Genomic DNA, 14,263 nt, shown 5'->3' on the forward strand with positions numbered 1-14,263 from the left:
GGTCATATCATTAGCGCGTCTGACGTACTGTTTCCGATCGGGTTCGCCCATCAGCGGCCGATCGGGGCACGTCTGTCGGCGCAATTCAGTTCCGGTTCGTATATTGGTGATAGACGGCATGATCCGTACCTTCGGGCAGCACTGGGAGACCATCGATGTGACTCCGTCACCGGCACCGGCCTCACGCCCACCTACCGGCGTGACGGCGGACGCTGTCGGTGTCGACACGCACCGCAGGCTACGGCTGCACTTTCTGCGGGCCGTGGTGGTACTGACCCTCGCGGGCAGTACGACGGCACTGGTTGTTGATCACGGCACGGGCCGGATCGGTCACGAGTCGGCGCTGATGAGTCTGCTCGCGGTGTCGTTGGCCGCGACGGTTCTGCTGCACGGTCTGCTTCTTGGGCGCCCGATGACCGTGGCGCACGGCGCCACCGCGGCAGCAGCCGTGTTGCTCGGGGCGTTTGCCGTGGTGATCGGTCACCCGGCGGACGGGTGGATCTGCCTGGTTCTCGCGGCGGCGATGTTGGTCAGGCCGAGGGGATCGACAGCGCAACCGGATGCCTTAGCTGCGGTGTCATCGCTGGTCAACGAAACAACGGGCGATCCGCTGGCGCCGTTTGCGATGGCTGCGGGCAAGAGCTACGTGTTCTCGGCGGACGGTACGGCCGCCCTGGCCTACCGCGCCCTGGCCGGGTTGGCGGTGGTCAGCGGCGATCCGATTGGGAACCGGGCCCGCTATCCGGAGGTGGTCGCCACCTTTGCAGGGCTGTGCCGGGCGCGGGGTTGGCGAATTGTGGTGCTTGCCGCCTCGGAGCGTCGATTGATTTTGTGGCGCGACCGCGCCGTGATCGGTGGCAGATTGCGGGCCATTCCGATCGGGCGTGACGTCGTGGTGGAAGTCAATGGTTTTGACCTCGTCGGCCGGCGCATGCGCAATCTGCGGCAGGCGGTTCAACGGACCCGCAATGCCGGCGTCGCGACGGAGGTGGTCGCCGAATCCGACATCGATGGTGCGTTGCGGGCCGAACTTCTCGACGTGATGCGGCAGTCGGGCAAGGCGGTCGGTTCCGAACGAGGGTTTTCGATGATGCTCGGTGGCACCTTGTCCGGCCGCTACCCGGGGGTGTGGCTGATCTACGCCCGTGATCGTGATGGACGGCTTCAGGCATTCCAGCGTTATGCCAGCGCCGGTGGTGGCACCGAGCTGAGCCTCGACCTCCCATGGCGCCGGTCGGGCGCGCCGAACGGGATCGACGAGCGGCTCGCCGTCGACATGATCACCTGGGCCCAGGCGCACGGGGGAGAGCGCGTCTCGCTGGCTTTTGCGCCGTTTCCCGATCTCTTCGGGGGCGGCCGCCGCGATGAGGTCACCGTCCGCGCACTGCGGACTCTTGCACACGTCGGCGACCGGCTCATCAAGCTGGAGTCGCTGTATCGCTACGTCCGGAAGTTCGACGCGTTGGCGGAGCGGCGGTACGTGTTACTGCCACTGGTCGATGTCGTTCCAGCGGCGGCTGCGTTGCTGACTTTGGAACTCGCTCCACATCGTCCGACCCAATTGACCAGCGCGTTTCGGTAATCGCAACGTCGGTATGCTGGATCGAGATGTTTTCGCGAGTTTTCTCCAGTCTGGTCCGGGTCCGTGTCACCCTGACGTACGCGACGGCTCTGTTCGTGATCGCGTCGCTGCTGCTGATCTTGGGGCCCCAGGTGCAGGACCGTGTGGTCGGCCATCTGAGCACCAATCTGGAGAACCTTGGTCGGGGCAATCTGGGCACACTCCTCGGTAGTGCCTTCATCACCGCCGAGGGATATACATATCTGCTCCTGCCGGGCCTGGTGTGCCTGCTCGCGCTGGCAGAGCTGCACTGGCGCAGCAGCCGGTTGATCCAGGCATTCGCCGTCGGCCACGTCGGGGCCACCTTGATCGTGGCCGCCGGACTGGCTGCGGCGATCAAACTCGGATGGCTGCCCATCTCGGTTGCGCACGCCAAAGATGTGGGGCTGAGCTATGGCGCCCTCGCAGTCCTCGGCACCCTGACCGCGGCGATACCGACGCGGTGGCGCCCGGCATGGATCGGCGGTTGGGCGACAATTGCCCTGGTTGTCGCGGTGGTGGGGACAGATTTCACTGCCATTGGCCACGCCATTGCGTTGATACTCGGGATGCTGTTGTCGATCCGGTTCCGCTCTGAGTCGAACTGGACGCCGGCCCGGCGGTCCTTGCTGGCCATCGGCATCGGGTTTGGACTCCTGCTGCTCGTCGGCGTATCGCCAGATGCGGCGCCGATTGCGCTGCCTGCGGGTTTGGCGGTCGCAATGATTGCCACGTGGGGCCGGCGGCGTTGGGTTGCCGGGTCGAAGTGCAGCACGGCGAGCCTGACTACAGTGTCCGCATGACGCTGCACGCCGACGCCGCCCATCCCGATCTGGTCACGGTCGAGGTGCCGACGCACTGGTACAACCTGCCGGCCGAACTCGATCAGCCGATCCCGCCGCATCTGCACCCGGGAACCATGGAGCCGGTCGGCCCGGACGACCTCGCGGCGCTGTTCCCGAGCGGCCTGATCGCGCAGGAAGTGTCCACAGAGCCCTACATCGCGATCCCGGATGCAGTGCGCGAGATCTACACGATGTGGCGACCGTCCCCGTTGATCCGGGCCCGGCGGTTCGAGCAGGCACTCAATACCGGTGCACACATCTATATCAAGTACGAGGGTGTCAGCCCGGTCGGCAGCCACAAGACGAATTCCGCTGTGGCGCAAGCCTATTACAACAGCATCGACGGGGTTCGGAAGCTGACCACCGAGACCGGCGCCGGGCAGTGGGGGAGCGCACTGGCTTTCGCCGGAGCCCAGTTCGGCCTCGCGATCGAGGTCTGGCAGGTCCGCGCGTCCTACGAGTCGAAGCCGTACCGCGGTCATCTGATCCGGACGTACGGCGGCACCGTGCACTCAAGCCCATCGAATCTCACCGCGTCGGGGCGCGCGATCCTGGCATCGACGCCCGACACCACCGGCAGCCTGGGGATGGCGGTCAGCGAGGCAGTCGAGGTTGCGGCCGGTGATCCCGACACCCGCTACGCGCTGGGCAGTGTGCTGAACCATGTGGTGTTGCACCAGAGCGTGATCGGTCAGGAGGCCGTGGCGCAGCTCGCCGCCGTCGAGCCGAACGGTGCTGACATCGTCTTCGGTTGTGCCGGTGGTGGATCCAACCTTGCCGGGCTGGCATTCCCGTTCCTGCGCGAGAAGATCCACGGACGGTCGAATCCCAAGGTCGTGGCCGCCGAGCCGGTCGCGTGCCCGTCGATCACGCAGGGGGAGTACCGCTACGACCACGGAGATGTGGCAGGCCTGACCCCGCTACTCAAGATGCACACGCTCGGAATGGATTTCGTGCCCGACCCGATCCATGCCGGTGGACTGCGCTACCACGGGATGGCGCCCGCACTCAGCCACACGGTCGAACTGGGACTGGTCGAGGGCATCGCCATCGGGCAGCACGACGCGTTCTCTGCGGGAGTGCTGTTCGCGCGGACCCAGGGCATCGTCCCGGCACCGGAATCCACCCACGCGATCGCGGCCGCTGCCCGGCACGTCGCCGACGATCCGGCCGAACAGGTGGTCGTGATCGGGCTGTCAGGTCACGGCCAACTCGATCTGCCGGCGTACGCGGAGTTCCTGGACGGGAATTTCTGACACTGACGCGTCGGGGTCTGTGACCGCACGACAACGAGCGCTGATGATCCGGTGCCAGCCGGCAGGTCTGAAAACGACCTGAATTCACCATGAAAATCCTATGCGGCTAATTATGCGTCGTATATGAGTTTCGCCCTGTATTCGTATTCGCATCTAGGCTCGATGTAGACGCCTCAGGAATACGAGGCCGGCGTAGCGACTGGCCGGAAAGGGAATTGGATGACGAACGATCTGCTCGTGAATACCGTCGCCGTTGCCTCGTTTGCAGTAGCACTCGGGTTTGCCTCAGCTGCGCCGGCACATGCTGCACCTAGTGGTCAGACATCGGCCCAGGCGACCATCAGCGACCTCGAAGCTCAGGGATTTCGCGTGATCCTCAATAAAGTAGGTAATGCCCCCATGGATCAATGCACCGTGACGGCGGTGCGTCAGGGCACCGATGTCAAGCATTCGTGGGTGCAGCGGGGTCCTACGGGCAACGTGAACAACCTCGTGCGCTATACCACCGCATACGTCGATCTCATGTGTAATCGCTGAACGCCAGCCCACGTTGGCAATTAATTCCTTGGCTTTAGTTCAGACAATTCGCGGCACCAATTCATCACGGCAGAAAACGCCGAAGTGGTCATGAAATCAATGTGCCGGGCTCGGCGCCGGCACATTGATCAGATCTGCCAGTCTTGCGCCCCGTCGGACTGGTTGTAGAGGCCGACGGAGTTCTTGACGACGACGGGGTCTCCGCTGCCGAAGTGGTCGAAGAACCACTGTGCGTTCGCAGGGCTGAGATTGGGGCAGCCGTGGCTGACGTTGCGTTTGCCCTGATCGCCGACTGACCAGGGAGCGCTGTGCGCGAAAATCCCGGTGTTGCTGAGGCGGACGGCATTTTGGACCTTGAGCTTGTAGCCCTCGGCCGAGTTCACCGGAACCCCATACGTTGACGAATCCATGATGATGTCGGAGAACTTTTCCAGCACGTAGTACGTGCCGTTGGGGGTTTCGTAGCCAGGCTTGCCCAGGGAGACCGGGAAGGTCTTCTCCAGTTTGCCGTTACGGTGGATCTGCATCTGATGGGTGTCGTCGTCGATGGTGGCCACGAGTGAATCACCCACGCGGAAACTGGATTTAGTGCCGGCGGCATCGATATTGACCACGGTACCGGCCGGCCAGAAGTCGATCGGACGCCAGCGCACCTGAGTGTCGCTCATCCAGTAGAACTTGCCGGGCACCGGAGGGTTGGACGAGATGTGAATGGCGTCCTCGGCCATCTGACGGTCTGCGATCGGCCGCTGGAACGTGATGTAGACCGGCTTGGCGACGCCGACCATAGAGCCGTTGGCCGGGTTGAATGCGGGTGGCAGGAACGGCGCTTCGCCGGTGAACGGCAGTGGGTTCTGTCCTGCCGGGATACCGACATCGGCGGCCTGACCGAACGGGGCCGGCCACGGCATCTGTGGTGGGGCGAGGTCTGGTGCCGGTTCGACGGGCGGCGGCGGCCCTGCGGGCTCGGCCAGGGCGGTAGTACCGGTAACGCTGGATGCGGTGACCATGACGGTCGCCGCGATCGCGGTGAGCCATAGGTGTCTGGTGCGGTGCTGCACGAGGCCTCCATCGACGAGATGTCCTTGATGACCACGCCCGCTCGGGCGGATTCATGGTTGTGCGACCAGTCTACTAGCTACGTACGGGGATAGTAGATCGCGCCAGTGACGCGCGGTTGTTCGCCATCGGGCGTACCCGCCGAAAGTACTGATTTGCCATTACTTTCGTGAAGAATCCGTAAAGGGCAGCCCGAGGCTGATGAGTGACTTGACCTGCGGAATACGCCCGTACGTAGTTGTCACATACGGGATATATACGTAGAAACGGCAGACTCGCTTTGCGTTCGATATGAGTTTCGGTTTCCGGTGTCGGTGCGAATTTACGCTCAGCGCACGAGATCATCTATCGAAGGAGATCGTTGATGTCTCTAACCCGTTCAGTATCGGTGGTTCTCGCGATTGCGACCGCCGCCGCGATGATGACGTTCCCGGGCGCTGCGGGGGCGGCTCCTACCGGAACGTCGGATGCCCAGTCGACGATCGGCATGCTTCAGGCCGAAGGATTCCGAGTTCTCGTCAGCAGAGTGGGCGATGCACCGCTCAACAAGTGCACGGTCAACGCCGTACGCCCGGGGCGCAAGGCCTCGCAATCGCAGAATCCGTTGATCGGTGTCAGAACCCGCCCGCAGCAGACCGTGGCTCCCACCGTCTATGTCGACCTGGTATGTCACCGCTGAGGCGTAGTTCTTCAACAAAGTTCTTCAACAAACCTTCACATAACCCATACCGATTCACTGTTCTTCGGTGGTCAGGTGGAGGCGAAGCGCCATGCACCTCGATCTTTCACGTAAGACCACTGGAGAGCCCGCCATGCCCGACACCGCCCGTTTGCCGCGTCTCAGCCGTCGAGGATTCCTCGTGGCCACGGCCGCTCTGAGCGCTACGACCATCGCGGCGTGCCAGCGCGAGTCCGGCGCCACCTCCACCCGTGCGACTTCCCCGGATGCCATCGCCGCGGCCGAGGCCCGCCGCCCTCACACCGGCCGCACCGTGTCGACCACCCTGACCGCACAGCGCAGCCAAGTTGATCTGGGTGGCAGGGTCGCCGAGACGATCGCCTACAACGACATCGTGCCGGGGCCCCTGTTGCGGGCGTCGGTCGGCGACGAGCTGGAGGTCACGCTGCGCAACAGGCTCGGCCATGCGACCTCGGTCCATTGGCACGGCCTGGCGCTCCGCAATGACATGGACGGGGCGGCGCCTGCCACCCCGGACATCCCCGACGGTGCTGATTTCACGTACCGGTTCTCGGCACCCCATCCCGGAACCTATTGGGCCCACCCACACACCGGTCTGGATGCGGACACCGGCTTGTACTTCCCGGTGATCATCGACGACCCCGATGACCCGGGCAGATATGACGCTGAATGGGTGGTGATGCTCGACGATTGGACCGACGGCGTCGGCGAAAGTCCTGCGCAGATTTACGCCGGCCTGCGCAGGTCGTCGGGCGGCGGCCGCGGCATGGGCGGTATGCCTGGCATGAACGGCCACGGCGGGATGGGGTCGATGGGCGGTGGCGGAAGTTCGGCACTCGGGGGCGACGCCGGCGACGTCGACTACCCGATGTATGTCGTGAACGGTCGTAACGCCCAGAACCCCAACAGCTTCCGGGCGCGACCTGGCCAGCGGGTGCGGATCCGGTTCATCAACGCCGGTTCCGATACGGCATTCCGGGTCGCATTGGCCGAGCACCGGATGACCGTCACGCATACCGACGGGTTCCCCGTCGTCCCCACCGAGGTGGATGCGGTGTTGCTCGGGATGGGCGAGCGTTATGACGTGGTGGTCACCGTGCGGGACGGGGTGTTCCCGCTCGTCGCGTCCGCGGAGGGTAAGAATGCGTCGACACGGGCTCTGCTGGTGACCTCAGACGGCTCGACGCCCCCGCCCGACTACGTGCCTCCCGAGCTGCGGGGGCGGCTCGGCACGGTCAGCGCGTTCACCGCGGCTCCGGAGGCCACTTTGGATTCCAAGCCCGTAGACGCGGAACTGCCCGTCGAACTGGGCGGCTCGATGGCGAACTACGAGTGGACGATCAATGGCCGCACGTTCGCCGATGCACAGCCGTTGACCGTGCGCGAAGGGCAACGCGTCGCAATGACATTCCGGAACTCGTCGATGATGTGGCACCCGATGCACCTGCATGGCCACACCTTTCAGGTGATGGGTGACGACGGGCGACCCGGCGCTCGCAAGGACACTCTGATCGTGTTGCCGATGCAGCAGGTGCGGGTGGTATTTGCCGCTGACAATCCTGGCGCATGGATGCTTCACTGCCACAACACATATCACCAGGATGCCGGGATGATGACGAGTCTTGACTACGTCGCCTGACCATAGGCCAGTACTACGTACTAGCCTATGTAGTAGATACGGCGGCCGCGTCGAGACGCGTGGGACGCTTCGGTGCGCGGTAGGCTCATATCACCGATTTTGGAGGGGTGCTGTGCGCGTACGAGGATTCGGCGAACTCGAAGCCGACATCATGGATCGCATCTGGAATCGCGGTCCCGCGGCGGTCACCGTGCGCGAGGTGTTCGATGAGCTCGCCGGTGAGCGCCGGATCGCCTACACCACCGTCATGTCGACGATGGACAATCTCCACACGAAGGGCTGGCTGGAACGCGACCGCGACGGCCGGGCCTACCGGTACTGGCCGAGGTTGAACCGCGAGCAGCACACCGCGCAGTTGATGCGCGAGGCGCTCGACGGTGGCGGCCGTTCGGATCTGGTGCTCAGCTATTTCATCGAGCAGATCGACCCGCAGGATTCCGATCGATTGCGCGCCGCGCTACGTACGTTGGCCAGACGGTCGACGAGGGCGAAAAAGCGGTGAATGTCGCCGCGGGCCTGCTGATCTACAGCGTGGCGATGATGGTGCTGGCGCCGACGCTCCTCAGCGCCCTCACCCGCGGCGGGTCTGCTCCGAGATTCGGTGTGGCGGCCTGGTTGACCGCTGTCGTCAGCGTATTGGCCACCTGGATCGTCATTCCGATATTGGTGGTCGCTGACGTGGTCTTTCACGGCGGCCGACGCGCGTCGTTGTTGGCTTCGTGTGTGCAGTTCCTCTGCGACATCGCGGCGGGGCGCGCGGGTGTTGCGGCGCAAGCGGCCGTCATGGTCGTAGCGGTAGCGCTGATCGTGGCGGTGGTTGGTGTCGGGATCAAAGCCGTACGGACGATTCGGCGGCTGCGCGCCCACTCTCACAGTCACGCCCAAGCGGTCCGCCTGGTGGGGCGTCCGGCAGGCCAGCGCGATGTGTTCATCGTCGACACCGGTGAGCGGACCGCATACTGCGTGGCGGGGGAGCCGCCGGCAATCGTGGTCACCAGCGGGGCGATTGCCGCGCTCGGCCGCGACGAGTTGCAGGCCGTCCTGGCTCATGAACGGGCGCATCTGGACGGGCACCATCCGAAGATCGTGACCGCGTTGCGCGGGTTGGCGATGGTCTTTCCACGGGTGCGGCTGATGACCCGGGGCGCTGCCGATGTCGGTCGGCTGCTGGAAATGTGTGCTGACGATGTTGCGGTGCGCCGTCATGGGCAGCACACGCTCCTCGCCGGGCTGATGGCACTTGCCGGAGCCACGCCGGCGCAGACACTCGGCGCCGCTGATGTCGCGTTGCTGAACCGTGCTGAGCGCCTTGCTCTTCCACCCGCGCCCTGGATCCGGGTCGGTGCCGGAGCCGGCCTGTTCGGGGCGATGACGGTGATTGCGGTGGTTCCGGTCGCGACGTTCGTGCTGGGGGCATCGGGCGTGCTCTGTCGCTGATGTCAGTGCTCGCGTTCGAACACGACGAGGGTGTCTGCGAGGTTGCCGTCGACGAAATATGCCCGGCAGGTGAAGGGGTCATGAATCGTGCTGCCGGCTTCGGTCTGTGCGTCAACGATTCCGGAGACGTTCCATACGGTGATCCGCGAATGCTCGACGCCCTTGAGCGGTTGGTCGGTGGTCAGCGGGAACAAGTCCCGACTATCGGCCTCGAGGTCGCCGAGCTCCGATTTCACGTCGGAGAGCTCCGCGGTCGCGGGGGACACCAGCTTGCCTCGGACGTCGGTTGCGCAGCGCTCCTCGGCCGCACGTTCCGCTGTGCGTTCCGCCGCATTCACGAGACCAAAGCCGTGTGTTTTCACGGCGACCACAACGACGACGCCCAGAATGAGCGCACAGGCCAGCACCCATAGCCGGACCCGAGGCCTGTTGGCCGGTGTTTGGTTGCGCATCGTCGCACCTTCACTGTCGGATCGAAACGATCGCGGCTGCTGTCGGAGTCAATACTCGATGATGCGGGTGACATACGGCGTCATACCGGAAGTACGGACCGGCGAAATCTTGATCGGAACGCCCGTCTGCTGCGCCTCGATCATCTGACCGCCGCCGAGGTAGAGCGCTTCGTGCTGCCCGCCACCGGGACCCCAGAACAGGAGGTCGCCCCGCTTGGCCTGTGACGGCGGCAGTTGGCGACCCGCCGTGTACTGATCGCCCGAATAGCGGGGGAGCAGGACGCCGACGCCGGCGAATGCGTAACGGGTGAGTCCGGAGCAGTCAAAACCGACGGTGCCGGCACCGGAATCCACTCCGCGACTGGGCCCGGTCAGGCTGCCGCCTCCCCATGAATAGGGAACGCCCATTTGGGTGCCGGCCCGCCGGATCACGTACTCGACCGCCTGTCTGCCATAGACGCGGTTGCCGCGGAGGACGGGGGCCGCGGCGCCGGTGTCAGGCGGCGCAAGACCCAGGCTGCCGAGGAACTTTCGGCCCATGTCGAACGTCGTCTGCGCGGCAAAGGCGCTCGCCTGCAACGAGGCATTGGCGATGGCCACCGGATCGCCCGGCGCACCCGCGCTCAGCAGATTGGGCAGCATGGGATCCCACTGGCCGGTGGTCGGCTCTGCATGTGCGAGCGGTGCTCCCATCACAACCAGCGATGCCGCGGCCAAAACCCCTGTGCGCAAAAGTGTTCGACGATCCCAGGACGGCTGATCTGCGCGCGGAATGAAAGGCATGGTCCCGCAGTTCCTTTCCGCCCCGCGCCAGTCGTAGCCGATCCGATATCGGTCGATTCGTGACTACGTAGCAACTACGTACGTACGTACCATACATCACAATATTCACGTCTGTCTCACCAGTTGCGGAATTGCAGCGGTGTAATTCCTTGCAGAGGTTGCGTTTTGGTATCGGACATGGGTCCGCGGAAGTTGCGGCCGATGCCATCGAATGGCGTAGCCGACTACTCGGTACACCGCATCATTGACCAGTCAGAATTGCCGGTGAGCCGCCACAGCATCAGGGGGAGCGATGAATCCCGAACTATTGCCCGAGGATCTGCGGGATGATCGTCGGCTGAGTGACGAGGACGCTGAATATCCCATCAGGCAGGTCAATCCCGTCACTGGCTACCGCACTGTTTTGTACCGATCGGGCACCGACGCGGACTTCCTCGGCTGGATCGAACTGCTGAATGAGGACCGAACTCGAACCCGCCGCGTTCCTGATGCATCGGGGGTAGGCGGGCAGGTCTGACGCGTCGCGCCAGAACAGGTAGCGGATTACTCATGGCACACGTTCTGCCGCTCCATACGTTGGTAGACGTCAGGCTGCAGAAGGGGATGCTGGAGATGATCGTCTTGACGGACACCGTGAAAACCTGGGGCCACTCGGCCACCATCCACTACTCCCACGCCCCGCGCGCGGTCGTCGCTCAATCGACGCTGGCGTTGCACATGGAATTCAACGTAGATCTCCCGCCCAAACCGATATTTCGCAGCTTCGGGTTCTTTCGTACCGCCGTTGTCGATGGATCGACCATCACTCTGAACGGACCTTCGCTTGTCGCGACCGGCGTCACGGAATTGCATTTCGAACTCCTGACAGACAACGGAGCTTCGGTGTCGGTCGTCAATCAGTTCGACACGACGGGCACCTTCAGCGGCCCGCCACAGGAACCGATCAGCGTTCGGAGAGTGTCGTTTCACCGCTCCAACGGGACAACCGCCTACGCCCACACCACCAAGGTGTATGCCGGAGGGCGTGACATCAGCGAGCACGAAGCCGTCGAGACGGCCACGGCGACAATGAAATCGCTAGGCCTGGACCCGGCCGAGCTGATCATGAAGGTGACGACAGACGCCGAACATGTGTCACGTCTTCAGCGGCTCGACCCCTCGACGAACGAACTGGTCGACGAGGCGACCGATCCACTCATCGGGTAGTTCACCACTCGGCGCGGAATCAACCCGGGATCGTCGCGCACGAATCGCAAACGTTGCGGACCTGGTGATTCTCACTCCGTCGGCCCTGACTGAAAATTCAGTCAGGGACATGTGTAGACTGTGTTTTGCCCGCGGTCGATGACGATCGAGGCCGCCGGGCAAGGTCGGTTGTCGTCGCCTGCGGCGTAACGGTGAAGGAGAGAACCGTGATGATGAGGCGAACGTTCCTCGAGTCGGGCGTGGTTACGATCGGTGCGCTGCTGACGGCGGGGTGTACAGACCGCGCACCGTCAGCTACGGGGGAGGACCGCGGCGGCGACGAGCGCGAGTGGCGGATGCCCGAAGAGGGGGACCCGCACAAGCGGACCTGGATGGCATTCGGTGCGAGCGAGGCGATCTGGGGTGCTGCGCTGCTTCCCGAAGTGCGTCGCAATCTGGCGACCATCGCGCAGACGATTGCGCGGTTCGAGCCGGTGTCGATGCTGGTCCGGTCGGAAGACCTCGACCAGGCCCGCGACCTCGTCGGGCCGTCCGTCGAACTCATCGAGGCGCCTCTCGACGACCTCTGGATGCGCGATACCGGACCGGTGTTCGTGACGGGGAGCGGCACGAAAGCCGGCGTCAACTTCAACTTCAACGGGTGGGGTGAGAAGCAGGACTTTGATCGCGACGCGGCTGTGGCTGACTTCGTCAGCGGCCAGGCGGGCGTCGAATCCCTGTCTACTGACCTGGTTCTAGAGGGCGGCGGCATCGAGGTGGACGGTGACGGAACCGCACTCATCACCGAGAGTTGCGTCCTCAACGACAACCGAAATCCGGGCTGGTCGAAAACCGATGTCGAGGACGAGTTGGCGCGCCTGCTGGGTCTGGAGAAGATCATCTGGCTACCGGGCATCGCCGGCAAGGACATCACCGACGGCCACACTGACTTCTACGCCCGCTTCGCCCGCCCCGGCGTGGTTGTCGCCGGTCTGGATCCCGATCCCGAATCCTTCGACTACGACGTCACCGCGGAGCATCTCGACATTCTCAGAACGGCGACCGACGCCAAGGGCCGCTCACTGGAGGTCGTCGTGCTCGAAGCGCCCGAGCGAGTTCGGCCGGAGTTCGAATCGGAGGATTTCGCCGCCGGGTACATCAACTTCTACGTTTGCAACGGCGCCGTGATCGCGCCCGAATTCGGCGACCCTGAGACAGATCAGATCGCCAAACAGGAGCTGACACGGCTCTTCCTGGGCCGCCGTGTGGTGCAGATCAACATCGATGCCATCGCAGCCGGAGGCGGCGGCATTCACTGCACCACCCAACAAGAACCGGCTTGACGTCAAACGGAGGTCGTGTGTCCGATCGCCAGACAATGATCCTGGAGGCCGCGGTCCGGGTGATCGCCCAGAGCGGCGTGCGCGGGCTGCGCGTCGAAACCCTCGCCGCCGAGGCGGGCATCTCGACCGCATTGATCTACTACCACTTCGGCAATCGTGCCGGGCTGATCCGGCGTGCTCTGGAGTATGTCAACGATCGCGCCGCGCGCTACACGGACCAAGCGCTGGAATCGACGGATCCGCGAACGCAGATCGAGCAGATGCTGCTCCTCGAGATCCAGGGCAGCCCGACCGTCCGCGAGAACAGCATCGCCTGGGGCGAACTGCGGGCCAGTGCGGTGTTCAACGAGGATCTTCGCTTGCCACTTCGCGATGCCACACGGGCCTGGTCGGCTGATCTGGAGAAGCTCATCAAGGCAGCGCAGGATTCTGAAAAGGCCGATCCGAGAATCAATTCGGGTGACGCAGCCGAACGTCTCACTGCGCTCGTCGAGGGCCTCAGCGAACGTTGGTTGAGCGGATCTATCACGCTCGAACGCGCACAACAGCTGCTAACCGGCGCTATTACGGCCGAATTGGGGTAGAGCGGTACTCGTTTCCCCGACGTGTGACCCGAATACGGTCACAGGAAGGCACCCGATCCGGGGGGCGCGAACTGCAGGGAGGCCGAGATGCCTGAGCCAAGTGCGGTCGAGATCAAAGTGAATGTCAAAGGTGACGTCGACCGTGCGCTGTCGGTGTTGGGGCTGAACGCCGGTAAGCCGCGCAAAGTCTGGTTCCTCGATGATCTGACCGAGGGTGCGCGGCCGTCCCTGCCGTTACTGAGCGCCGGCATCGTGCTGCGATTGCGCAGAAACAAGGATGGTGGCGAAGACTCGACGGTCAAGCTGCGTCCGTGCCGGTGGTCACAACTGGTCGGCCAGTGGGGAGATGTCGCCAGCAGCGACACCGCCTTGACGGTCGAGGGCGATTGGTCGCGTTCAAAGCACGTGCTGGCCGCATCATGCAAGGCTGATCTCGATGAGGGAAGCATCAAGTCGGCCCTCGACGGGGATGGCCGTCTCGCCAAGGCATTCACAAAGCCCCAACTCGACTTCCTGGCCGACTGCGGCGAGATTCGCGTTGCGTTTGGTGGGCTGACGGCGTTGGGCCCCATCGCTGCGACCCAGTGGAAGAACGCGACCGTCGGCGCGGTCGACCATGTTTCCGCAGAGCGATGGACGGTCGCCGGAGCAGATTTCCTGGAACTCTCCATTCGTGTCACGGAAGTCGATCAGGCTGGTGCCGGGCAACAGGCGCTGACTGACGAAGTGACGGCACGCGGGCTGGCTCTGGACGATACCGACGAACCGAAGACCCTGCGCGTCATGAAACTGTTGGCGGCTGCGAAATCAGCTCCATTGCAACATGATACGTCGCAGTGACCA

Annotated in this window: 16 protein-coding genes; 13 read left to right on the forward strand and 3 right to left on the reverse strand. The window is 64.0% G+C overall.

Translation table 11 applies throughout. The features are described 5' to 3' along the window. The first annotated feature begins 118 nt into the window (after nucleotides 1–118). The 4 genes from AB0I14_RS08840 (at nucleotide 119) to AB0I14_RS08855 (ending at nucleotide 4,238) form a co-directional block, all read left to right on the forward strand. The gene (locus AB0I14_RS08840; RefSeq protein WP_358018871.1) at nucleotides 119–1,582 is read left to right on the forward strand and encodes a phosphatidylglycerol lysyltransferase domain-containing protein; all 1,464 of its coding nucleotides are present in this window, start codon (nucleotides 119–121) and stop codon (nucleotides 1,580–1,582) included. Nucleotides 1,583–1,608: 26 nt separating this feature from the next. After that, nucleotides 1,609–2,403 carry a rhomboid-like protein gene (locus AB0I14_RS08845; RefSeq protein WP_358018873.1) on the forward strand — a complete coding sequence of 265 codons (795 nt, stop codon included), beginning with the start codon at nucleotides 1,609–1,611 and terminating at the stop codon, nucleotides 2,401–2,403. Then, nucleotides 2,400–3,701, forward strand: a complete 1,302-nt coding sequence (locus AB0I14_RS08850; RefSeq protein ID WP_358018876.1) for a TrpB-like pyridoxal phosphate-dependent enzyme — start codon at nucleotides 2,400–2,402, stop codon at nucleotides 3,699–3,701. The genes AB0I14_RS08845 and AB0I14_RS08850 overlap by 4 nt, the downstream gene beginning before the upstream one ends. A gap of 219 nt (nucleotides 3,702–3,920) precedes the next feature. Further along, entirely contained in the window at nucleotides 3,921–4,238 is a 318-nt protein-coding gene (locus AB0I14_RS08855; RefSeq protein WP_358018879.1) for a hypothetical protein, read from the forward strand. 128 nt (nucleotides 4,239–4,366) lie between these two features. Here the strand turns inward: AB0I14_RS08855 and AB0I14_RS08860 are convergent, their stop codons facing one another. Next, nucleotides 4,367–5,248, reverse strand: coding sequence for a L,D-transpeptidase (locus AB0I14_RS08860; protein ID WP_358019103.1), 882 nt, complete (start codon nucleotides 5,246–5,248; stop codon nucleotides 4,367–4,369). Nucleotides 5,249–5,661: 413 nt separating this feature from the next. Here AB0I14_RS08860 and AB0I14_RS08865 point away from each other — a divergent pair, with 413 nt between their 5' ends. The 4 genes from AB0I14_RS08865 (at nucleotide 5,662) to AB0I14_RS08880 (ending at nucleotide 9,073) form a co-directional block, all read left to right on the forward strand. After that, nucleotides 5,662–5,976 (forward strand): hypothetical protein, encoded by a 315-nt coding sequence (locus AB0I14_RS08865; protein WP_358018882.1) that lies wholly within the window; start codon nucleotides 5,662–5,664, stop codon nucleotides 5,974–5,976. Between the two features lie 133 nt (nucleotides 5,977–6,109). Then, complete coding sequence (locus tag AB0I14_RS08870) at nucleotides 6,110–7,636, forward strand: multicopper oxidase family protein (RefSeq protein WP_358018885.1); 1,527 nt, start codon at nucleotides 6,110–6,112, stop codon at nucleotides 7,634–7,636. A gap of 112 nt (nucleotides 7,637–7,748) precedes the next feature. Continuing rightward, nucleotides 7,749–8,138, forward strand: a complete 390-nt coding sequence (locus tag AB0I14_RS08875) for a BlaI/MecI/CopY family transcriptional regulator (protein WP_358018888.1) — start codon at nucleotides 7,749–7,751, stop codon at nucleotides 8,136–8,138. Then, nucleotides 8,135–9,073: a M56 family metallopeptidase gene (locus AB0I14_RS08880; RefSeq protein WP_358018891.1), complete on the forward strand. Its 939-nt coding sequence runs from the start codon at nucleotides 8,135–8,137 to the stop codon at nucleotides 9,071–9,073. The genes AB0I14_RS08875 and AB0I14_RS08880 overlap by 4 nt, the downstream gene beginning before the upstream one ends. Nucleotides 9,074–9,075: 2 nt before the next feature. Here AB0I14_RS08880 and AB0I14_RS08885 read toward each other — a convergent pair whose 3' ends face one another. Further along, nucleotides 9,076–9,525, reverse strand: a complete 450-nt coding sequence (locus tag AB0I14_RS08885; protein WP_358018894.1) for a hypothetical protein — start codon at nucleotides 9,523–9,525, stop codon at nucleotides 9,076–9,078. 48 nt (nucleotides 9,526–9,573) lie between these two features. Further along, a complete protein-coding gene (gene ripB / locus AB0I14_RS08890; RefSeq protein WP_358018897.1) occupies nucleotides 9,574–10,218 on the reverse strand; it encodes an NlpC/P60 family peptidoglycan endopeptidase RipB in 645 nt (214 codons plus the stop codon). A 382-nt stretch (nucleotides 10,219–10,600) separates the two neighbouring features. On the opposite strand from ripB, the gene AB0I14_RS08895 reads away from it, so the two are divergent. The 5 genes from AB0I14_RS08895 (at nucleotide 10,601) to AB0I14_RS08915 (ending at nucleotide 14,260) form a co-directional block, all read left to right on the forward strand. After that, the gene (locus AB0I14_RS08895; protein WP_358018900.1) at nucleotides 10,601–10,825 is read left to right on the forward strand and encodes a hypothetical protein; all 225 of its coding nucleotides are present in this window, start codon (nucleotides 10,601–10,603) and stop codon (nucleotides 10,823–10,825) included. A gap of 32 nt (nucleotides 10,826–10,857) precedes the next feature. Next, nucleotides 10,858–11,514: a hypothetical protein gene (locus tag AB0I14_RS08900; RefSeq protein WP_358018903.1), complete on the forward strand. Its 657-nt coding sequence runs from the start codon at nucleotides 10,858–10,860 to the stop codon at nucleotides 11,512–11,514. A 209-nt stretch (nucleotides 11,515–11,723) separates the two neighbouring features. Beyond that, nucleotides 11,724–12,836 (forward strand): agmatine deiminase family protein, encoded by a 1,113-nt coding sequence (locus AB0I14_RS08905; RefSeq protein WP_358019106.1) that lies wholly within the window; start codon nucleotides 11,724–11,726, stop codon nucleotides 12,834–12,836. A 35-nt stretch (nucleotides 12,837–12,871) separates the two neighbouring features. Then, complete coding sequence (locus tag AB0I14_RS08910) at nucleotides 12,872–13,420, forward strand: TetR/AcrR family transcriptional regulator (RefSeq protein ID WP_358018906.1); 549 nt, start codon at nucleotides 12,872–12,874, stop codon at nucleotides 13,418–13,420. A gap of 87 nt (nucleotides 13,421–13,507) precedes the next feature. Continuing rightward, the gene (locus AB0I14_RS08915) at nucleotides 13,508–14,260 is read left to right on the forward strand and encodes a hypothetical protein (RefSeq protein WP_358018909.1); all 753 of its coding nucleotides are present in this window, start codon (nucleotides 13,508–13,510) and stop codon (nucleotides 14,258–14,260) included. Nucleotides 14,261–14,263: the final 3 nt, after the last annotated feature.

Origin of the sequence: Mycobacterium sp. NPDC050441 (assembly GCF_040655355.1) — a bacterium.
Lineage (GTDB): Bacteria > Actinomycetota > Actinomycetes > Mycobacteriales > Mycobacteriaceae > Mycobacterium.